This window comes from Geodermatophilus sp. SYSU D00965 (genome assembly GCF_054050075.1).
Window position 1 is genome coordinate 51040 of the sequence record NZ_JBJGYQ010000014.1, and the last position, 20117, is coordinate 71156.

Genomic DNA, 20117 nt, shown 5'->3' on the forward strand with positions numbered 1-20117 from the left:
GGACAGGTGGGACGCGTGTGGCCACGTCCGGCGGGAGGTCACCGCCGGAAGTCGCTGTTGGCGCCCTGCCCCCACCAGTCCCCGAGCGCCGCCAGAGCCTCTTGCCCGCCCCCGTAAACGGTCACCCAGCCCAGCGCGGCGTACTCGTCCTCCGTCCACACGATCGACGCGTCCGAGGTGGTCGGGTTCACGAAGCAGGCGACGTTCCCGAACTGGTTGTCGTCCAGCGTGTAGACGCCCCAGCCGCCGGTGGTCGGGCAGTCCGCGAGGGTGTGGAACGGCTGCAGCCCGTTGGCGGTGACGACGGCCTCGCCGAAGGCGCTGTCGACCGAGGCGACGTCGGCGAAGAGCTCGAACGTCGATCCCACGGTGTTCCCGCCCGCGACGGTCAGCGACGAGGGCATGCCGCAGTCGACCGCGGCCTGCTCCCCGACCCCGAGGGGAGCCGCCGTCCGGCACTGGTCGGGGTCGAAGTCGCCGGGCAGCATGGCGAGCAGCCGGTCCTGGTCCGACTGCCCGCCGAGCAGGACGACGGCCCCGATGACAACGAGCACCACCACGGCCACCGCGGCCGAGACCAGCAGCACCAGTCGGTTGCGCTTGGCACGAGTGTCCGGGGCGGGGTGCCATGCGTACGCACCCCCGCCGGGCGGGCCGGGAGGCACCCCGTGCGGCGGGGTGTAGGGCGGCCCACCGGGCTGCGACGGGAAGCCGTACCCGGGCGGCGGAGCAGGTGCCGTCTGCTCAGGACCGCCCCACGGAGGCAGCTGTCCTGCTCCCGACGGCACGCTCGGGCGCTCGCGGACCTCCGGCTCGGGTGGCCGCGGACCCGGCACGGCGCGCCCCGCGTACTCGGCGAGCACCTGGTCGATCTCCCCGGCGTTGCGGTATGTCACGTCGGGGCGCTGCCGCAGCGCACGCAGCAGGTCCAGGGCGTCGCCCCGGACGCCCTCGTCCTCCTCGGTCTCCAGGCACTCCCGCAACTGGCGGATGAGACTCCCCTGCTCGACCGGCGTGAGGTTCTCGGCCTCGATCGCGGAGCCCAGCCGCAGCAGGTAGGCGAAGGGCACCGGGGGCGGCGTCGGCAACGGGTCGGGCAGCTCGCGTCGCTGCGCCCTCGCCTCGCCGAGCGCGGAGAGCAGCCGGATGGCGGCGGCCGACGTCGGTTGCTGGTAGTCGATGACCTGGAGGTCGGCGACGGGGCTGGTGCGGAGCCTCTCCACGTGCCCGACCTGGACCGGCAGCACCGGCAGGCCGAGGTCACGGGCGTAGCCCAGCTCGGCGCGGCACGGCTTGGACGCGAACGCGTGGTCCGACGTGGCGAACAGGAAGACGTCGCACGCACGGATCTGCCTGAGGATCTCCTGCCACCAGGGGTCGCCACCGCTGAGGGCCACGTCGTGCCAGACGGCGAGCCGGGCTCCCTCGAGATCGGCGACGAGCTGCCGCACGTTCGCCTCGTCCTTGCGCGAGTAGCTGACGAAGACCTTGATCGTCATGTCTCGGTCCGTCCCGGTCGGTCGAGCCCGCAGCGAGGCCCATGATGCCGAGCCGACGGGTTCTCCGGAACACACCAGACCCCGAACCGGACCGCGTCGGTCTCGTACCGGGAGCCCTCGCATCCCGGACGCCGGCCGTGCGGCACCCCTACGATCCGCGCGTGGGCAGCCAGGACACCCCCACCTACTCCCGGGCCTTCGGCGTCGCCGACCACACGGCAGCCTGGGCGCAGCGGACACACCTCCGGCTCACCCGCGCCGAGCTCGGGCTGCTCGTCCTCGCGGCGGCCGCGGGCGCCGTACCTGAGTCGGACGGCCCGCGGGACATCGACCTGGCCGGCGTGGCGGCGGTGGTCCTGTTCGCGACCACCCTCGTGCTGCGCGCGTACCGGACGAGCGTCCGTCCCACGACCGTCTGGCAGGACGCCCGCGCCGCCGCAGAGTCGATCAAGACGCTGTGCTGGCGCTACGCCGTCGGCAGCCGGCTCTTCCCCGCGGACCTCGACGGCGCCGCGGCCGACCGGCTCTTCGTCGAGCGGCTGCGCGAAATCCTCAGGTCCATCCGCGACCTGCAGGCGGTCCAGCCGGAGGACCACCAGTACGAGGAGGTCACGCCGTGGATGCGCCGGCTGCGGGCGGCCCCGCTCGCCGAGCGCCGCAGCGCCTACGAGCGGCAGCGCATCGAGGACCAGCAGCACTGGTACGCGGGGCGGGCCCGGTCGAACCGCCGCCGGGCCCGGCGCTGGAACGTCGTCGTCCTGACCCTGGAGCTGCTCGGTGTCGTCGTCGGCGTGGTGAAGGCGTTCAGCCTGGCGGGGACCTTCAACGAAGCCGCCCTGGTGGGGCTCGTCGCCACCGTGGGGGCCGCCGCGGCGGCCTGGGTCCAGACCAAGCAGTACGCGGCCCTGGCCTCGGCGTACGCCATCGCCAACGAGGAGCTCGCCACCATCCGGGTACTGATCCCCTACGCGGCCTCCGAGGAGCAGTGGGCGGAGTTCGTGGACTCCGCGGAGGCGGCCATCTCGCGCGAGCACACCATGTGGCGCGCCTCGCGGACGAGCTGACGCCCTCGCGTCACGGCCAGGCGACCGTGGCGAGGTCGACCCGGCCGTTGCGCACCGGCACCCCCTCGGCGGCGAGCAGTTCCAGCTGCCGCACGCGGACCGGCTCGGCCACCGACCCGTCGGCGCGGACCACCCGGTACCAGGGGACTGCTCCCCCGCCCTGCGACAGCGCGCGGGCGACCCGGCGCGGCCCGACGCCGACCAGCCGGCCGATGGCGCCGTAGGTGCTCACCCGGCCGGGCGGGATCTGCTCGACAGCGTCGAACACCGCCTCGTCGACGTCATCCGGATGCGCGGAGGCGCCCGGGGACGGGTGTCCTCCGGGCGCCTCCGGCGAGGTCACAGCTGGTAGCCGCTGTTGGTCGTCCACCACTCGTAGAGCGCGGCCAGGTCGGCCTGGGTGCTGCCGGGCGCGGCGACGATGCCCTCGACGAGGGCGTTGTCGTCGGTCCAGATGATCCCCACCTGGCCCTCGTCGGCGTTGATGGCACAGGCCACCGAGCCGGAGTTGTCCGACGAGGTCCACTGCCCGACGCCGGTGGTGTCGGCGCACGTCTGACCCTCGGGGATCTCCGGCGCGCCGGAGGTGTCGGTCTTGAAGACCGAGTCGAGGGTGCCCTGGTCCGGGTAGAGGAAGAACTCCGCCTGCTGCGGGCCGGGCTGCGTGGTGCTGGCGCCGCAGCTGGCGTGCGCGATGTCGCCGTCGCCCTGCGGGTCGGCTTCGGTGCAGTCGGTGAAGTCGACCGGGAGGATCGCGAGGAGGTCCCCGCCGCCGGGGGCGGGGGCGGGCGCGCTGGAGGAGCTGCTGGTCGACGAGCTCGAGCTCGACGACGAGGTGGTCACGGCGCTCGTGCTCTCGGCGGCCGGGGTCGGCTCGTCGTCGTCGCGGAGGGTGAGGAAGAGGACGGCGGCGAGGGCGACGAGGGCCACGAGCCCGGCGACCAGGCCGATGACCAGGCCACGGCGGTTCTTGCCCGGTCCCTGCTGACCGGGCTGTCCGTAGGGGCCCGGCTGCCCGTACTGCCCGGGCTGCCCGTACTGCCCCGGCTGCCCGTAGGAGCCGGCCTGTCCGGGCTGGCCGTACGGACCCGGCTGTCCGTACTGCCCCGGCTGGCCGTAGGGCCCCTGCTGTCCGGGCTGGCCCGGCTGCCCGTAGGGGCCGGCCTGTCCGGGCTGGCCGTAGGGCCCAGGCTGTCCCGGCTGGCCGTAGGGCCCGGGCTGTCCCGGCTGACCGGGCGGCGGGCCCTGCGGCGCCCCACCCTGACCACCGGGGCCACCCTGCGGTTGCCCCCAACCTCCCTGACCCGGCTGCTGAGGACCGGGCGGGCCGTAGGGCCCCTGACCCGGCGGCGGCGTACTCATGCGGGTGACCTCCTGGTTTTCGAGAGCGCCCGCAGCTTAGAGGCCGCCGATCCGTGGATCGGCTCACCGCATCACGGCGTGCGTCACCCCCGACGGCCGAACCGGGCCAGCAGGCGGGACTGCGGCGACGCGGTGGGCGGCACGTCCAGCGGCGGGTCGATCAGCCCGGGAACGCCGTCCTCCGGCAGCCGGTCGGCGACCACGAGACCGGCGGTGACCAGGACCGGGTCCAGGTCGGTGTCCCCGCCGGTGGCGCGGGCGAGGTCCCAGGAGTGGACCGTCAGGTCGGCGGTCATCTCCTCGATGTAGTGCGCCGCGAGGAGGGGGCCGCGGGCCAGGTGCACCGTGCGCAGCAGCGCGTGGTCGTCGGCGAAGGCGGTCAGGGCGGCGTCGGCCGCGGTCTCCCAGCCGGTCAGCGGGTCGTCGCCCAGGAGGTCGGGCGTCGCGTCGGGGAACCGGCCGTCGAGGAGGTCGTACGGTTCCCCGGCGAGCAGCGGAGGTGCGCACAGCGCCTCGGCGACCAGGTGGGCCACGAGGTCGGCGACGCTCCACCCCGGCAGCGCGGGGTCCTCCCACTGCTCGGGCTTCACCGCGTCGACCCGATCGGTGAACGATGCCTGCGCCCGCTGGAAGAGCTCGAGGAGCTCGGCGGGAGAGATTTCGGACACGTCGTCAGTAGACGCCACGAGGGCCCGGACCGCCCCAGCGGGGAGCGATCCGGGCCCTGGCGACGTACTGGAACGGCCCCTGGCGAGGGGCTGGAACGGCCCCCTGCAGGGCCCCGCCGCGAGCATGCGAGTGGCGGGGGGCAGGGGGTCCTCTCAGTAGGTGGGCAGCGTCTTGTCGATCCGCGTCGCCCAGGCGGTCACGCCGCCCTGGACGTGCACGGCGTCGGAGAAGCCGGCGTTCTTGACGGCGGCGAGCACCTCGGCGGAACGGACGCCGGTCTTGCAGTGCAGCACGATCGGCTTGTCCTGCGGCAGCTGGGACAGCGCCCGGCCGGAGAGGATCTCGTCCTTGGGGATGAGCTTCGCGCCCGGGATGGACACGATCTCGTACTCGTTGGGCTCACGGACGTCGATGAGCTCGAAGTCCTTGCCGGCGTCCATCATGTCCTTGAGCTCGTCGACGGTGATCGTCGCGCCGGCCGCGGCCTCCTGGGCCTCGGTGGAGACGACGCCGCAGAACGTCTCGTAGTCGATCAGGCCGGTGATCGGCTCGCCCTGGGGGTCCTTGCGCACCTTGATCGTGCGGAAGGTCATCTCCAGGGCGTCGTAGACCATCAGCCGGCCGAGCAGCGTCTCGCCGATGCCGGTGATCAGCTTGACCGCCTCGGTGGCCTGGATGGCGCCGATGGTCGCGCAGAGCACGCCGAGCACGCCGCCCTCGGCGCAGGAGGGGACCATGCCGGGCGGCGGGGGCACCGGGTAGAGGTCGCGGTAGTTGGGCCCGTGCTCGTTCCAGAAGACCGACACCTGGCCGTCGAAGCGGTAGATCGAGCCCCACACGTACGGCTTGCCGAGCAGCACGCAGGCGTCGTTGACGAGGTAGCGCGTGGCGAAGTTGTCGGTGCCGTCGACGATCAGGTCGTACTGGCTGAAGATCTCCAGGACGTTGTCGCTGTCCAGCCGCGTCTCGTGCAGGCGGACGTCGACGTACGGGTTGATCTCCTTGATCGTGTCCCGCGCGCTCTCGGCCTTGGACCGGCCGACGTCGGACTTGCCGTGGATGATCTGCCGCTGGAGGTTGGACTCGTCGACGACGTCGAACTCGACGATGCCCAGCGTGCCGACACCGGCGGCGGCCAGGTACATCAGCACCGGCGAACCGAGCCCGCCGGCGCCCACGGCGAGCACCTTGGCGTTCTTCAGCCGCTTCTGACCGTCCATGCCGACGTCGGGGATGATCAGGTGCCGGCTGTACCGGCGGACCTCGTCGATCGACAGGTCCTCGGCGGGCTCCACCAGGGGTGGCAGGGACACGGGTTGCTCCTCAGTCACTCGACAGCGGCCCGCGGGGGGCCGGCGTTCGTCGGGACAACAGCGTGACACGCGGGGCTGTTCCCACCCACGGGGTGGCCGCCTCGCCGGCCGGGGAGCCGGCTACGGGTGGGGCCAGGGGTTCTTGGCGCAGCCCTGCAGCCCCAGCGTCTGCTGCTGCATGACGGGGGCGAGCTGCCCCGGTCCCGGGCACTGCTGGTGGCCGTTGCCCAGGGCGTGTCCGACCTCGTGGTTGACGACGTACAGGCGGTAGGTCGCGACGTCGCCCTGGTAGTCCGGGACGGCGGTCTCCCACCGCGCCAGGTTGATCACCGCCCGGTCGCCGTACCGGCAGGAGGTGTAGCCGCCGGTGCCCACGCCGGGGCAGTAGGTCTCCATGTTCCCGGGGCTGATCAGCGTGACCTTGAAGTCGTACGCGCCGGCCGCGGCCTCCTCGGTCCCGACCCGCTGGAAGGACATCCGGCCGCCGGCGCCCCACGAGCGGGGGTCGCCGAGGGTGGCCTCGACGGCGGCGGCGAAGGCGGCGCCGTCCACGCCGATGCCGTCCTCCACCTCCACGACGAACCGCTCCAGCGGCCCGCTGCCGTAGACCTGCGAGGTGCCGGGGACCACGGTGACCGTGCCCGCGCCCTTCTGCACGAAGCCCGTCGCGGGAGCCTCCGCCTCCGTCGGCCCGGCATCACCCTCGGCCCGCCCGGCGTCCTCCGACGGCTCGCCGTCGCCGGTCGGCCCGGCGTCCTCCGTCGGCTCGGCGGTCGGGGCCGCCGCCGACGGCCTGGCGACGGCCGGGGCGGACGACGCCGCGGAGCCGGCCGTCCGGGACGTCGTCCCGGCGCCGGAGGCGACCAGGTCGAGGAGGGTCAGCACGGTCGCGATGGTCAGCAGCGGGATGGCGTAGGCCCGCCAGCCCCACCGGGTCAGGAACCGGCGCAGTCCGCCTCGGGGCTGCCGGGCGGGCGCGGGCGGACGGCGGTCGGCCGCGGCCCGGCGGGAGCCGGGCGGGTCGCCGGGTGCCGGGCGCGGACGGGGCCGGGGGTCGGCGACCGCGGCGCGGTCTCCGCTCCGGCGGCCGCTCGGCGGCGGCACCCGGGGCAGGCCGCGCGCCGGCACGCCGGCGCGGCCGCGGGGTGCGCCGGGCGGAGGGGGGAACGGGGGTCCGGGAGGCCGTCCCGGCCCGCGGCCGGGAGGGGCGTCCGGACGGCTCACCCGGCCAGGCTCTCACGTCAGGGAGGCGTCCGTGGAGACCTGATCGTCACGGCGCGTACCGGACTGTGTCGTCTCGGTGACGGCCCTCAGGAGGCGCGCGCCTCCGGGACGGCCTCGGCTGCGGCGACGTCCTCGGCCAGCCCGAGCACGGCCCGGGCGGTCGGCTCGGCCGCCTCCATCATCGCCACGTGGCCGACGCCCTCGAGGAGGAGCAGCCGCCCGTCGGGGACGGCGGCGGCCAGACGGGGCGCGAGCGCCGGGTCGACCAGCCGGTCACGGTCGCCCCACACCACGAGCGTCGGCGTGCGCAGTGACCGTGCCATCCGCCAGGCGTTGGCCGCACCGACCCGCAGGTAGGAGGTGATCAGCCCGCGCATGCTGCGGGTCAGCGCCCGCACCGCCCAGGGCTGCTCGGCGCGCTCGCGCATCTCCGCCAGCGCCTGCTGCAGCCGTGCGCGCGGCACCCGGGAGGGGTCGCCGAAGCACATCTGCACCATCCCGCGGACCTGCTGCTCGGGCGTCACCCCGGCGAGCCGCCGTTCGGCGACCGAGGGGATGCCGGGCAGCAGGAGGAGCAGCAGCGCGCGGCTGAACGCCGGCGGCACCCGGTAGACCGGCATCGCCGGGGACACCAGCGTGAGGGTGGCCACCAGGTCCGGCCGGCGGGCGGCCACGATAAGCGACACCAGGCCGCCCAGGGAGTTGCCCAGCAGGTGCACCGGCCGGCCCTGCGCCTCCCCCGGCTCGGCGGAGACCCGCTCCAGGACGTCGACGACGGCCTGCACGTGCCCGCGGATGGAGTAGGAGGTGCGCGCCGGCGGGTGGGAGCGGCCGAACCCGGGCAGGTCCACCGCCCAGCCGTCGAAGCGGACGGCCAGCAGGGCGGCGAGGTCGGTCCAGTTGGTCGAGGCCCCGCTGAGGCCGTGCACGTACAGCGCCCGCTCCCGGGGGGCGCCGTCCCGCGGCCCGTCGACCGGCCCGGACCACGGCGTCCGCCGGACGAAGACCTCCCCGCCGCGCACCGCCACCGGCTCCCCGGGCCACGGCTCCGGCAGCGCGCCGGGGCGGGGCAGCCGGGCGGTCGAGGGGCGGGCCTGCGGGGCTGGGTCGGAGGCGGGTCGGGGCGAGGGGGTCACCTCCCGAAGGTAGGTCAGCCCCGACGGGGCGCGCTGCCCGGTGACCCGCCGGTAACATCCGGGCGTCATGTCACTGCCCCGACCTGCACCCGAGTCCGTCCGTCGTTCGTCCCGCCTGCCGCGCGGGGCCCGGCGGCTGCAGCTGTTGCACGCGGCGCAGGAGGTGTTCGTCGCGCAGGGCTACCACGCCGCCGCGATGGACGACATCGCCGACCGGGCAGGGGTCAGCAAGCCGGTCCTCTACCAGCACTTCCCGGGCAAGCGGGAGCTGTACCTGGCGCTGCTCGAGCAGCAGGTCACCGCGCTGACCGACCGGGTGCGCGAGGCCATGGAGGGCACCGACGACAACCGCACCCGGGTGAACGGGGCCGTCGGGGCCTACTTCGACTTCGTCAACGCCGAGGGCGCCGCCTTCCGGCTGGTCTTCGAGTCCGACCTGCGCAACGACGACGAGGTCCGGGGCCTGGCCGACCGCGGGCACCTGGCGTGCGTGGAGGCGATCGCCGAGGTGATCGCGGCCGACACCGGCCTGGACCGCGAGCGCTCGCTGCTGCTGGCCTCCGGGATGACGGGGCTGGCCGAGACCAGCGCCCGCTGGTGGCTGCCCCGCAAGGGCACGGTGTCCCGGGACGAGGCGGTGTCGCTGATGACCGCGCTGTCCTGGCGCGGCATCTCCGGGTGGCCCCGGCTCGACGGCGAGCACTGAGCGTCCCCGTTCGCTGACGGCGCAGCTGCGCCGCAGGTCGGGGTCTGGCCGCTGCACTAGCGTGGGGTGCAGCCGCGCAACTCGAGGAGGCATCCCCCGTGGAAGTCAAGATCGGTGTCCAACACTCCCCCCGGGAGCTGGTCATCGACAGCCCCAACACCCCCGACGAGATCGCAGCCGAGGTGGCCAAGGCCATGTCCGGCGCCACGAAGGACGGCCTGCTGACGCTCGTCGACGACCGTGGCCGGCGGGTCCTGGTGCCGGTCGACCGGATCGCCTACGTGGAGATCGCCCAGGCCGACCAGCGCCGGGTCGGTTTCATCGCCGGCAGCTGAGACCTCGTGCGACGGGGCGTCTCCGCACTCGCGGAGGCGCCCCGTCGCCGTTCCTACGGGTTCAACCCGAGGGTGCGCATCCGCTGGGTGTGCGCGGCGGTGATCCGCTCGATCAGCCGCCCGAGCCCGGTCAGGTCGCCGGTGCCCACCATGATCAGCTGAGCCAACTGGTCCCGTTCGGCGATGACCGCCTGCGACTGGGTGATCGCCTCGCCCACCAGCCGCCGTCCCCAGAGCGCGAGGCGGCCGGAGACGGTCCGGTGCGCGGCGATGGCCGCCCGGACCTCGCGGACGGCGAAGTCCGCGTGGCCGGTGTCGGCGAGCACCTCCAGGATCAGCGCCCGGTCGGGGTCGGGCAGGAACGTGGCGATCTCCCGGTAGAAGTCGGCCGCCAGCCCGTCGCCCACGTAGGCCTTGACCAGGCCCTCCAGCCACGTGCGCGGCCGGGTCGACTCGTGGAAGGCGTCGAGCGCCGCGACGAACGGCGTCATCGCCGCGGTCGGGTCGGCGCCGAGTTGGGTGAGGCGGGCGGTGAGCCGGCAGTGGTGCCCGATCTCCGCGGCCGCCATCTGCGCCAGGGCCGCCCGGCCGGCCAGGGTGGGGGCCAGCCGGGCGTCCTCGGCGAGCCGGTCGAAGGCGGTCAGCTCGGCGTAGGCCAGCACCCCCAGCAGGTCGACGACGGCGCGCTGGTCGACCGCGGTCACGGGCGGCTCCTGTGCTCGGTGGTCCCGCCGCGCGTGCCCCGGTCGGGTGAGGCCCGGCCTCCCGGGCAGCGCGGCGCGCAGAGGCTAACCGTTGCGCACGTTACGATGGGAATCGGCGAGCCGCGCGGTTCGCTTGTGTATCTGTGCGCTGACGACCGCTGGACGACGCCCTCCGGGCTGTCTCCCGGGCCGATCCGTCGCCCGGTCTGCTGGCCGCGTCGGCGCTGGAACTGATCCCGCGACACCCGACGGGACCAGGTGTGACGCGGCCTCCCCGCCGCCGGAGCCGGTCCCCCAGCAGACCAGAGGCGAGAGCACTGACCTCCATCGACGACAACACCCCCACCGACCTCGAGCACGCCGAGACCGGCGCGCCCGCCCCCGAGCAGCTCGAGCAGGCCGCCGAGGAGCTCGGCGGCGCCCCCGTCGCCGCCGACGCGCCGCTGTTCAGCGACTTCGACGTCCACCCCGACGTCGTCGCGGCGCTGGCCGAGGCCGGCATCACCCGCACCTTCGCCATCCAGGAGCTGACCCTCCCGCTGGCGCTGGCGGGTCACGACCTCATCGGCCAGGCGCGCACCGGCACCGGCAAGACCCTCGGCTTCGGCGTCCCGCTGCTGCAGCGCGTCGTCCCGGCGGCCGAGGGCGGCGACGGCGTCCCGCAGGCACTGGTCGTCGTCCCCACCCGTGAGCTGTGCGTCCAGGTCGCCCGCGACCTGTCCACCGCCGGGTCCATGCGCGGCATCCGGGTGCAGGCCATCTACGGCGGCCGCGCCTACGAGCCGCAGGTGCAGGCGCTGCAGGCCGGCGTCGACGTCGTCGTCGGCACGCCGGGCCGGCTGCTGGACCTGGCCGAGCAGGGCCACCTGATCCTGGGCAAGGTGCAGGCGCTGGTCCTCGACGAGGCCGACGAGATGCTCGACCTGGGCTTCCTGCCCGACATCGAGCGGATCCTCGGCATGGTCCCCACCAAGCGGCAGACCATGCTGTTCTCCGCGACGATGCCCGGCCCGATCGTGAACCTGGCCCGCCAGTTCATGACCCAGCCGACGCACATCCGCGCGCACGGCAACGACGAGGGCTCGACCGTCCCGCAGACGACGCAGTTCATCTACCGCGCCCACAACCTGGACAAGCCCGAGCTGCTCGCCCGCGTGCTGCAGGCCCGCGGGCGCGGCCTGGTGATGGTCTTCTGCCGCACCAAGCGCACCGCGCAGAAGGTCGCCGACGAGCTCGTCGAGCGCGGCTTCGCCGCCGCCGCGGTGCACGGCGACCTCGGCCAGGGCGCGCGTGAGCAGGCGCTGCGCGCGTTCCGCAGCGGCAAGGTCGACGTCCTGGTCGCCACCGACGTCGCCGCCCGCGGCATCGACGTCACCGGCGTCAGCCACGTCGTCAACTACCAGTGCCCCGAGGACGAGAAGACCTACGTGCACCGGATCGGCCGCACCGGCCGCGCCGGGCAGACCGGCGTCGCGGTCACGCTGGTCGACTGGGACGACATCCCGCGCTGGCAGCTGATCAACAAGGCGCTCGGCCTGGACTTCGACGAGCCCCAGGAGACCTACTCCACCTCGGCGTGGGTCTACACCGACCTGGACGTGCCCGAGGGTGCGACCGGCCGGCTGCCCAAGGCCCAGCGCACCCGCGAGGGCCTGGACGCCGAGGCCGTCGAGGACCTCGGCGAGACCGGCAAGCGCACCCGTGGGGGCTCCCGCGGTCCGGCCCGCGAGGACGACGAGAAACCGGCCGCCGCCCGCAAGAGCCGGTCCCGCCGGCGCACCCGGGGCGGCGGCGCCGCGGCCGCCGCGCCGGACTCCGGCGCCGAGCAGGCCCCGGCGACCGAGCCCGCGGCCGAGGGCGCCGCGTCCGCGCCGCGCCGTCGCCGTCGCCGCCGCGGGGGCGCCAACCGGGGCTCCGCCGAGCCCGCCGCGTAAGAGAGGACCCCCTTGCCCCCCACCGCTCACGGGCTCGCGGCGGGACCCTGCAAGGGGGCCGCGCGCCGCCCGCCCCTGCGGGTGTGGGTCTGGACGGCGGCCACGCTGGCCCTCGTGGTCGTCGCCGCGCTGCTGTGGCGCGGCTCCGACGCGGCGGCCACCGAGAGCACCACGGCAGCACCGGCCGGTGTCCCCGACGGGACGCCGGCCGGCGCCGTCTCCGAAGCGTGGACGTCCGCGACCGCGACGAGCGGGGACCGGCCGCGCGCGACGGTGCACGAGGGCCGGGTGCTGGTCGCCGAGGCGCACGGCGTCCGGGCGCTCGACGTCGCCACCGGCACCGAGGGGTGGCACTACACCCGGGCCAACGCACAGCTGTGCGACTGGACGGCCGTCGGCAGCGTGGTGGTCGCGGTCTTCCGCACCGAGGACCGCTGCGACGAGGCGGTCGCGCTGTCGGCCGACACCGGCGTGCGCGCCTGGACCCGCAACGTGAACCTCAGGACCGACGTGGTCCTGCACAGCACCGACGGGATCGTGCTCGCCGCCTCGCCGTTCGGGGTGGTCACCCTCGACCCGGTCGGGGACAACATCCGCTGGCGGCAGGCCCCGACGCCGGGGTGCCGCCTGCTGGGCGCCGACGTCGGGCAGACGGGCGTCGTCGTCCTCCAGCGGTGCGCGGAGACCGCCGCGCTGCAGCTGCGGCTCTTCGACGGCTACGACGGGTCCGCGGTGTGGAGCCGCGACGTCCCCGACACGACGGCCACGCTCGCCGGCGTCGACCGGACGGTGGCCGTGGCCGGAGCCGCCGGGGTGCAGCTGCTCGCCGCCGCGGACGGCGCCCCGCTGGGCTCCCCGGTCCCCGGCGCCGGCCCGGTGCTCGTGCGCGGCGTCGGCGACGACCTGCTCGTCCTGGCCGGCGGCACGCTCTCCGCGGTCGCGCAGGACACCGGCGCGGTCCGCTGGTCCACCCCGGCGACCGGGCTCCCGGGCGACGTCGCCGGCAGCAAGCAGCTCGGCGTCGAGGCGCCGGTGCCGGTCCCCGAGGACGGCGCCGTCGTCCTGCGGGACCTGGCCACCGGCGCCGAGGTGGGCCGGAGCACCGTGGAGGAGCTGCCCGCCGGTGGGGTCGCCACCGTCGCGGGCCCCGTCGTCGTCCTCCAGCTGACCGACCGGGTGGTCGGCTACCGCTGACCCGGGACGCCGCCCCCGGCTCGCGCCGGGGTATGACTGGGGCATGGTGATGCCCGGCGGCCCCGACCACAGCGCTCCCCTCTCCATCGCCCCGGACGACCTGCGGCAACTGGCCGAGCACGACGCGCACCACCGCACCTTCCCCGGCGGCGCCGGGCCGCTGACCGCGCTGGACACCGGCAACGACGGCGAGCGGGGCACCGTGCTGATGGTCGCCGGGTACACCGGGAGCAAGGAGGACTTCGCGCCCCTGCTGCGGCCGCTGTGCGCGGAGGGGTACCGGGTCGTCGCCCTGGACCAACGGGGGCAGTTCGAGTCGCCCGGTCCCGACGACCCGGCGCGCTACACCGTGGCGGAGCTGGCCGCCGACGTCGTGGCCGTGGGCCGGTCGCTGGCGGACGAGGCGCGGGCCGGGCTGCACCTGGTCGGGCACAGCTTCGGCGGGCTGGTCAGCCGGGCCGCCGTACTGGCCGACCCGGCGCTGTTCGCCTCGCTGACCCTGCTCGGCTCGGGACCCGCTCGGCTGACCGGGCCGCGGGCCGACCTGCTTGAGCACCTGTCCCCGCTGCTGGACGCCGGCGGGGTCCCGCTGGTGAACGAGACGCTCGAGCAGCTGGCCATGACCGACCCCCGGGCGCAGGCGGTGCCGGCGCCCACCCGGGCGTTCCTCTCCCGCCGGTTCCTCGCCAACAGCGCCGCCGGGCTGCGCGGCATGGCCGACGCGATGACCACCGAGCCCGACCGGGTCGCCGAGCTGGCCGCCACCGGCGTCCCGGTGCTCGTCGTACACGGCGCCGCGGACGACGCCTGGTCGCCGGCCGCGCAGGAGGACATGGCCCGGCGGCTGGGCGCCCGCTACGCGGTGGTCCCCGGCGCCGTCCACTCCCCCGCCATCGAGAACCCGTCGCGGACGCTGGAGGTCTTCGTCCAGTTCTGGGCCGCGGTGGCCACCCGGACCGGAACCCCGTCGTGAGGCTCTCGGCCCGCGACTGGACGCCGGAGGAGGACCTGCTCGGGTTCTTCGGTCCCGGCAGCGTGACCTGGCGGGTGCACGCCGACCCGGTGTTCTCCGTCGGCGGGCTGCGCGCGCTGCTGCTGCAGGCCCTGCACCCCGTCGCGATGGACGGCGTCGCCACCAACTCCCTCTTCCGCGAGGACCCGTGGCCGCGGCTGGTCCGCACCGCCGCGTACGTCGACACGCTCACCTTCGGCACGCGCGCCGAGGCGGTGCGCGCGGTGCGGCGGGTCCGCGGCATCCACCGCCGGCTGGGCGGGGCCGTCGACGGCCGCGCCTACCGGGTCGACGACCCCGACCTGCTGCTGTGGGTGCACTGCTGCGAGGTCGACTCGCTGCTCGACGTCGCCCGCCGCGCCGGCGTGGTCAGCGGCGCGGACGCCGACCGCTACGTCGCCGAGCAGGTGACCGCCGCCGTCCTGGTCGGGTGCGCCGAGGACGACGTGCCGGGGACGGTCGACGCGCTGGCCGGGTACTTCGCCGACGTCCGCCCGGCGCTCGCGCCCACCCCGGCCGCGCGCGACGCGGTCCGCCTCGTGCTCGCCCCGCCGATGCCGGCGTGGGTGCGGTTCCTGACCCCCGCGCGCCCGGCCTGGGGCTCGCTCGCCTCGCTCGCGGTGGCCACCCTGCCGCGGTGGGCGCGCCGGATGTACTCCCTGCCCGGGCTCGGGGTGACCGACCCGGCCGCGACGGCCGCCCTGCGGGCGTTCCGGCTGGGCATGCTGCGGCTGCCGCAGCGGGTCCAGCGCTCCCCCATCGTCTGGGCGGCGTACGAGCGCGTCGCGCAGGCCGAACCCGTCAGCGCGTGACGGCGGCCTGGTCGAGCGTCCGGCGAGCGGCGGCGAGGACCACGGCGGCGACCCGGTCCAGCGACGGCGAGCGCAGCTTCCACTGCTGCCAGTGCAGGACGACGTCCACCGCGCCGTCCGGGTCGAGCTCGACCAGCTCCCCGGCCGGCTCCTGCTGCGCGGGCACCATGCCCCAGCCGAACCCCAGCCGGACGGCGGTGACGTAGTCGGCCGACGCGGGCACGTGGTGCACCGGGGGCTGCCCCGCGTCGATCCCCCGGCCGCGCAGGTAGCGGTACTGCAGGTCGTCCTTGCGGTCGAAGACCACCACCGGCGCCCGGGACAGGGCCTGCTCGGTCGCCCCGTGGGGGAACCACCGCCCGGCGAACGCCGCGGTGGCCATCGGGCGGTACCGCATGCTGCCCAGCCGGGTCGCGGTGCAGCCCGGCACGGGGTCGGGATCGGCGGTGACGGCGGCCATCACCCGGCCGTCCCGCAGCAGCGCGGCGGTGTGCTCCTGGTCCTCGCGGTGCAGGTCGAAGGCGAGGTCGCCGGACAGCGGCGCGAGGGCCGGCAGCACCCAGGTGGCCAGCGAGTCGGCGTTGACCGCGATCGGGAGGGTCACGGGCCCGGTCGTGCCGTCGTCGGCCAGTTCCCGGGTGGCGTCGGCGGTGAGCAGCGCCACCTGCCGGGCCAGCCGCAGCACCGCCTGCCCGGACTCGGTGGCCCGCACCGGCTTGCTGCGCACCAGCAGCACCCGCCCGGTGGCCGCCTCCAGCGCCTTGAGCCGCTGGCTGATCGCGCTCGGCGTGACGTGCAGCGCGCGGGCGGCGCCGTCGAGGGTGCCCGCGGTGACGGTCGCCTCCAGGGCACGCAGGTGGGCGAGGTCGAGGTCCACGACGCCATTAGAGCGGCTTCAGGTTCTGCAGGAACTCCGTGGGCGCTTATGGCGCTGGTCCGCCTACCGTCCGTCCGTGTCCCCCGCACTGCTGGCCGCCGTCTCCGGCCTCGGCCTCGGCCTGTCCCTGATCGTGGCGATCGGCGCGCAGAACGCGTTCGTGCTGCGGCAGGGCCTGCGGTCGGAACACGTGACCGCCGTCGTCGCCATCTGCCTGCTCTCCGACGTCGCCCTGATCACCGCCGGGACCGCCGGTGCCGGCGCGCTGGTCTCCCGGCTGCCGGCGCTGCTGACCGTCGTCTGCTTCGCCGGGGCGGCGTTCCTGTTCGTCTACGGGCTCATGGCCGCCCGGCGGGTGCTGCGTCCGGCCGCGCTGGTCACCGAGGCCGCTGGCCGCCGGGCCGGCCTGGTCGTCACCGTGACCACCTGCCTGGCGCTGACCTGGCTGAACCCGCACGTCTACCTGGACACCGTCGTGCTGCTCGGGTCCCTGGCCGGTACCTGGGACGACCTCCGCTGGTGGTTCGCCGCCGGCGCGGCGGCCGGCAGCGCGGTCTGGTTCATCGGCCTCGGCTACGGAGCCCGGCTGCTCCGGCCGGTGTTCGCCCGGCCCGCCGCCTGGCGGGTGCTCGACGCCGGGATCGCCGTCGTGATGCTCTCGCTGGCGGTCTCACTGGCCGTGCGCGGCGTCCAGGGCGGCTGAGTCAGGCCGGAGCGACCTGCGTCTCCTCCTCGGCGAGGAAGCTCCAGGTCTCCCGCGCCGGGGTGGCCGCCTGGCCGACCGGGCAGCTGGGCCGGAAGTCGCACCAGCCGCACTGCCGGCCCGGAGCGGCGGGGAACGCCTCGTCCGGGTCCCGCCCCTCGTCCAGCGCCGCGGTCGCCGCGCCGATGTCGGCGGCGACGTCCTCCGCGCGCCGGACGTGGTTGGCCAGCGAGCGCTCGGTGTGCTCGAACGCGGCAACGGTGCCGCTGGGCAGGTGGTGCAGCTCCACCCGGCGACACGGCCGGCGCAGCGTCCGGCGGACACCGAGCACGTAAGCGGCCAGCGCCGGTGATCCGCGGGCCTCGTCGTCGGTGCTGGGCACCCGGCCGGTCTTGTAGTCGACGATCACCAGCTCGTCCCCCCGCTGGTCGATCCGGTCGACGCGGCCGGACAGCGCCAGCCGCTCGGTGGTGGCCGCGACCTGCCGCTCGGTGCCGACCGGCTCGTCGGCCGGGTCCAGCCCGCCCACGTAGTCGGTGAGCCAGGTGGCCGCGCGCGCCCGCCAGCGGTCGGCCTGCTCGGCGTCCCGGAACCCGGCCGGGGACCAGACCGAGTAGAGCAGCTGCCGGATCGAGACCGCTGTGCGCTTCGACAGCGGCAGCTCCCACCACGAGCGCAGCGCCGCGTGCACCCCGGACCCGACCGAGTTGTGCGCCCAGGCCGGGCCCTTCTGCGGCGTCGGCCGGTCGACGTAGGCGTACCGGTACCGGCGGGGGCAGTCGGCAAAGGTCGCCAGCTTGCTCGGCGTGGCCGGGAACAGCCGTCGCGGCATGCCCGGCATCTCCAGCTGCGTGCCTCCCACACCCGCCACGCTAGCCGCGGGCAGCGACGGCTCGGCGCACCGCGGCACGGCGTGGTTCGGACGCGGTGCCGGCGTGGTTGCGGCGTCCGGCCGGCGTGGTTGCGGCGTCCGGCCGGCGCCCCCGCGTCAGTCCCGGTACGGCGGGACGCCGGTGCCGGCGGCCAGGATCGCCTCGAGCTGCTCCGGCGCGGTGGTGCACGCGGCGATCGGCGTCGTCTTGTTGGTCCCGTGGTAGTCGCTGGAGCCGGTCACCAGCAGGTCGAGCTCGCCGGCCAGGCCGCGCAGGTGCGCCCGCTCGTCGGGGTCGTGGTCGGGGTGGTCGACCTCCAGGCCCAGCAGCCCGGCGGCCACCATCTGCGCGATCGCCTCGTCGCCGACCACCCGTCCCCGCTTGGTGGCCAGGCCGTGCGCGAAGACCGGCACCCCGCCGGCGGCCCGCACCAGCGCGATGCCGTCGAGCACGTCGGTGTCGGCCTTGGCCACGTAGTAGGGGCTGCGGTGGTGCAGCAGCGTGGCGAAGGCGTGGTCGACCGACTCGACGACACCGGCGTCGACCAGCGCCCGCGCCACGTGCGGGCGGCCGACGACGCCGCCCCCGGATCGCTCGACGACCTGGTCCCAGGCCACCGGGAAGCCTGCCTCGGCCAGCGCGGTCACGATGCGCTCCCCGCGGCCGAGCCGCTCGGTGCGCAGCCGCGCCCGCTCCTGCGCCAGCCCGGGGTGCTGCGGGTCGAACAGGTAGGCCAGCAGGTGGACGCTGATCGGCGGCGCCGCCGCGGGGAACCAGCGGCAGGACAGCTCCATGCCGGGGACGACGGTCATCCCGGCGGGGCGGGCGGCCGCGGCCTCGGCCCAGCCCGCCGTGGTGTCGTGGTCGGTGAGCGCGACGACGTCCAGGCCCGCGGCGTGCGCGGTGGCGAGGAGCTCGGCTGGGCGCTCGGTGCCGTCGGAGACCGACGAGTGGGTGTGGAGGTCGATCCGCATCACCGGTCAGCCTGCCGCACCCGCCGTCCGGCGACGCGGCGGCGCGACGGGCGGGCCCGCGGGATCGGCTCGGTGTCGCGCCGTCCGTCGTCCGGGGCGGCGCGCGGGCCCCTCGGCGTGGGCGGGGGCGGGGACGACGGCGGCTCCGGCTCGCCCTCGTCGTCCCCGGAGGACGCGGCACCGCCGCCGCCGAAGAGCAGGTCGCTCACCTTGCGGTACAGCTGGTCGGCGTGCGGCAGGTAGGTGATCTCCGCCAGTGCCTGCTGCTGGCCCGCGGACTCGAAGCGGAACGTGCCGTAGCCCAGCAGCTGACCGACCAGGGTCTCCCGGTAGGTGAGGTCGGTGATCCGCCGCAGCGGCAGCAGGGCGACGGTGCGGACGACGATCCCGCTGGTCAGCAGCACCCGCCGGTTGGTGACGATGAAGTGCCGCATGTACCACTCCCCGATGCGCAGGCCGAGGTAGACCAGCGCGCCGACGAGCACCAGGAAGCCGGTCGTGGTGGCGACCTGGTTGTCGCGGTCGGCGTTCGCGGTGCCGATGTGGCCGGCCCCCCACAGCAGCAGCCAGCCGCCGACGACCAGCGCGGGCAGCGACTTGGCCAGCGGCTCGACGAGCACCGCCCAGTGCCGCCGGGTGGCCACCACCGGCGGGCGCTCCTGCGGGAGCGTGAACTTGTCGGTGTCCTTGCTCCACCTGGGCCGGCGGCCGTTGGTGGGCCGGGGTGCCGGGCCGGTCATGTCCCGGCTAGATCAGCGACCCGACGAAGTCGGCCAGGGACGACGCTGCGTCGCCGAGGGCGTGACCGGCGGTGCGCACGATCTCCGCGGAGCTCTCGGGAGCCTGGATGATGTAGAAGAGGACGAAGGCGACGACCAGCCAGGTGAGGACCTTCTTGAGGTTCACCGTCACCTCCGTGGGTGCTGTGCGGAGCGCCGGGACGGGGGTGCCCCAGCGGCGAGCACCATGGGTAACACACGCCTCACGACTCCCTCCCGGGACACGCCGCCGGGGTTGCGGCCGGTCCGGTCCGGTCCGTCACGGCCCCGGCAGCAGGTGCTCGCTCGGCGGGCCGAGCGGCAGATCGGGGTACAGCCGCTCGCGCAGGTCGAGCAGTTCCAGCTGCTCGGCCAGCAGCCAGGCGGCCGACATCGGCCACATGACCAGCCACAACCAGACCCCGAAGGCCTCCCCGACGAAGGCCGCGCGGTCGTCGGAGGTGGGCACGGCCCACAGCGGCGCGTGCTGACCGGCGGCCTTGACGTCGGCCGAGGAGGGTCCGGAGAGGACGTCACCGGGATCGGGGCCGGGCAGGCCCGCGTAGCCGCAGCCCACACCGGTGCCCGGCTCCTCGGCGATGAGCACCAGCTCGGCGGAGCCACCCAGCGGGGCCGGTCCGGCACAGTCCACGACGATCGCGCGCGCCCCGGGCTCCCCGCCCCACGCCAGCCCGGTGACCGACCAGCCCGACGGCATGGGGTCGGGCACCCAGGCCGGGACGCGGGCGTCGGCGGTGACCGCGGCGATGGCGTCGTGCGCGACCAGCAGCGTGTGGTGCAGCGGCGTCACCGCGCCGTGCACGTGGCACCAGGCCTGGCCAGAGTTCCCCGGGCGGACGACGAGTCGTTCACCGCACCGGGGACAGACCGTGGTGGCAGTCATCGCGCATCACCGTCCTGTGACCGGAGGGGTTCGTCAAGCGTTGGCACCGACGGCGCTGCGTACCG

The 20117-nt window shown here is 75.3% G+C and carries 22 protein-coding genes; 8 read left to right on the forward strand and 14 right to left on the reverse strand.

What is annotated here, in order from left to right:
* Positions 1-38 precede the first annotated feature (38 nt).
* Complete coding sequence (locus ACI789_RS14650; RefSeq protein WP_457010119.1) at positions 39-1499, reverse strand: toll/interleukin-1 receptor domain-containing protein; 1461 nt, start codon at positions 1497-1499, stop codon at positions 39-41.
* A 161-nt stretch (positions 1500-1660) separates the two neighbouring features.
* On the opposite strand from ACI789_RS14650, the gene ACI789_RS14655 reads away from it, so the two are divergent.
* Positions 1661-2563, forward strand: a complete 903-nt coding sequence (locus tag ACI789_RS14655) for a DUF4231 domain-containing protein (RefSeq protein WP_457010120.1) — start codon at positions 1661-1663, stop codon at positions 2561-2563.
* A gap of 10 nt (positions 2564-2573) precedes the next feature.
* On the opposite strand, the gene ACI789_RS14660 is transcribed toward ACI789_RS14655, so the two are convergent.
* The 6 genes from ACI789_RS14660 to ACI789_RS14685 all read right to left on the reverse strand — a co-directional run bounded on the left by ACI789_RS14660 (position 2574) and on the right by ACI789_RS14685 (position 8267).
* Complete coding sequence (locus ACI789_RS14660; protein WP_457010121.1) at positions 2574-2831, reverse strand: MGMT family protein; 258 nt, start codon at positions 2829-2831, stop codon at positions 2574-2576.
* Positions 2832-2902: 71 nt separating this feature from the next.
* Positions 2903-3925 (reverse strand): hypothetical protein, encoded by a 1023-nt coding sequence (locus tag ACI789_RS14665; protein WP_457010122.1) that lies wholly within the window; start codon positions 3923-3925, stop codon positions 2903-2905.
* Positions 3926-4008: 83 nt separating this feature from the next.
* Positions 4009-4593, reverse strand: a complete 585-nt coding sequence (locus ACI789_RS14670) for a TIGR03086 family metal-binding protein (protein ID WP_457010123.1) — start codon at positions 4591-4593, stop codon at positions 4009-4011.
* Positions 4594-4746: 153 nt separating this feature from the next.
* Entirely contained in the window at positions 4747-5907 is a 1161-nt protein-coding gene (moeZ, locus tag ACI789_RS14675; protein ID WP_457010124.1) for an adenylyltransferase/sulfurtransferase MoeZ, read from the reverse strand.
* Between the two features lie 120 nt (positions 5908-6027).
* Positions 6028-7011, reverse strand: a complete 984-nt coding sequence (locus ACI789_RS14680; RefSeq protein ID WP_457010125.1) for a DUF3152 domain-containing protein — start codon at positions 7009-7011, stop codon at positions 6028-6030.
* Between the two features lie 206 nt (positions 7012-7217).
* Complete coding sequence (locus tag ACI789_RS14685; RefSeq protein ID WP_457010126.1) at positions 7218-8267, reverse strand: alpha/beta fold hydrolase; 1050 nt, start codon at positions 8265-8267, stop codon at positions 7218-7220.
* A 67-nt stretch (positions 8268-8334) separates the two neighbouring features.
* Here ACI789_RS14685 and ACI789_RS14690 point away from each other — a divergent pair, with 67 nt between their 5' ends.
* Both ACI789_RS14690 and ACI789_RS14695 read left to right on the forward strand, forming a co-directional pair.
* A complete protein-coding gene (locus ACI789_RS14690) occupies positions 8335-8973 on the forward strand; it encodes a TetR/AcrR family transcriptional regulator (protein WP_457010127.1) in 639 nt (212 codons plus the stop codon).
* 98 nt (positions 8974-9071) lie between these two features.
* On the forward strand, positions 9072-9308 hold the full coding sequence (locus tag ACI789_RS14695; protein ID WP_456908332.1) for a DUF3107 domain-containing protein: 237 nt from the start codon (positions 9072-9074) through the stop codon (positions 9306-9308).
* Positions 9309-9361: 53 nt separating this feature from the next.
* Here the strand turns inward: ACI789_RS14695 and ACI789_RS14700 are convergent, their stop codons facing one another.
* Complete coding sequence (locus ACI789_RS14700; RefSeq protein WP_457010128.1) at positions 9362-10012, reverse strand: ferritin-like fold-containing protein; 651 nt, start codon at positions 10010-10012, stop codon at positions 9362-9364.
* 260 nt (positions 10013-10272) lie between these two features.
* On the opposite strand from ACI789_RS14700, the gene ACI789_RS14705 reads away from it, so the two are divergent.
* Genes ACI789_RS14705 through ACI789_RS14720 form a run of 4 tightly spaced genes read left to right on the forward strand, consistent with a single transcriptional unit; the run spans position 10273 to position 14964 of the window.
* The gene (locus ACI789_RS14705; protein WP_457010129.1) at positions 10273-11946 is read left to right on the forward strand and encodes a DEAD/DEAH box helicase; all 1674 of its coding nucleotides are present in this window, start codon (positions 10273-10275) and stop codon (positions 11944-11946) included.
* Positions 11947-11958: 12 nt separating this feature from the next.
* Positions 11959-13140, forward strand: a complete 1182-nt coding sequence (locus tag ACI789_RS14710; RefSeq protein WP_457010130.1) for an outer membrane protein assembly factor BamB family protein — start codon at positions 11959-11961, stop codon at positions 13138-13140.
* Between the two features lie 43 nt (positions 13141-13183).
* On the forward strand, positions 13184-14113 hold the full coding sequence (locus ACI789_RS14715; protein ID WP_457010131.1) for an alpha/beta fold hydrolase: 930 nt from the start codon (positions 13184-13186) through the stop codon (positions 14111-14113).
* The gene (locus ACI789_RS14720; protein ID WP_457010132.1) at positions 14110-14964 is read left to right on the forward strand and encodes an oxygenase MpaB family protein; all 855 of its coding nucleotides are present in this window, start codon (positions 14110-14112) and stop codon (positions 14962-14964) included. Before ACI789_RS14715 ends, ACI789_RS14720 begins: the two co-directional genes overlap by 4 nt.
* Here the strand turns inward: ACI789_RS14720 and ACI789_RS14725 are convergent.
* Positions 14954-15841 (reverse strand): LysR family transcriptional regulator ArgP, encoded by an 888-nt coding sequence (locus ACI789_RS14725; RefSeq protein WP_457010133.1) that lies wholly within the window; start codon positions 15839-15841, stop codon positions 14954-14956. The genes ACI789_RS14720 and ACI789_RS14725 overlap by 11 nt on opposite strands.
* A gap of 76 nt (positions 15842-15917) precedes the next feature.
* Here ACI789_RS14725 and ACI789_RS14730 point away from each other — a divergent pair, with 76 nt between their 5' ends.
* Positions 15918-16544 (forward strand): LysE/ArgO family amino acid transporter, encoded by a 627-nt coding sequence (locus ACI789_RS14730; protein WP_457010134.1) that lies wholly within the window; start codon positions 15918-15920, stop codon positions 16542-16544.
* 1 nt (position 16545) lies between these two features.
* On the opposite strand, the gene ACI789_RS14735 is transcribed toward ACI789_RS14730, so the two are convergent.
* From ACI789_RS14735 to ACI789_RS14755, 5 genes are all read right to left on the reverse strand, one after another.
* Positions 16546-17406, reverse strand: coding sequence for a RecB family exonuclease (locus ACI789_RS14735; protein WP_457010135.1), 861 nt, complete (start codon positions 17404-17406; stop codon positions 16546-16548).
* A gap of 126 nt (positions 17407-17532) precedes the next feature.
* Positions 17533-18390 (reverse strand): PHP domain-containing protein, encoded by an 858-nt coding sequence (locus ACI789_RS14740; RefSeq protein ID WP_457010136.1) that lies wholly within the window; start codon positions 18388-18390, stop codon positions 17533-17535.
* Positions 18390-19130 carry a PH domain-containing protein gene (locus ACI789_RS14745; RefSeq protein ID WP_457010137.1) on the reverse strand — a complete coding sequence of 247 codons (741 nt, stop codon included), beginning with the start codon at positions 19128-19130 and terminating at the stop codon, positions 18390-18392. Before ACI789_RS14745 ends, ACI789_RS14740 begins: the two co-directional genes overlap by 1 nt.
* Positions 19131-19137: 7 nt before the next feature.
* Entirely contained in the window at positions 19138-19296 is a 159-nt protein-coding gene (locus tag ACI789_RS14750; protein WP_456918643.1) for a hypothetical protein, read from the reverse strand.
* A 132-nt stretch (positions 19297-19428) separates the two neighbouring features.
* Positions 19429-20052, reverse strand: coding sequence for a DUF6758 family protein (locus ACI789_RS14755; RefSeq protein WP_456918642.1), 624 nt, complete (start codon positions 20050-20052; stop codon positions 19429-19431).
* Between the last annotated feature and the right edge of the window lie 65 nt (positions 20053-20117).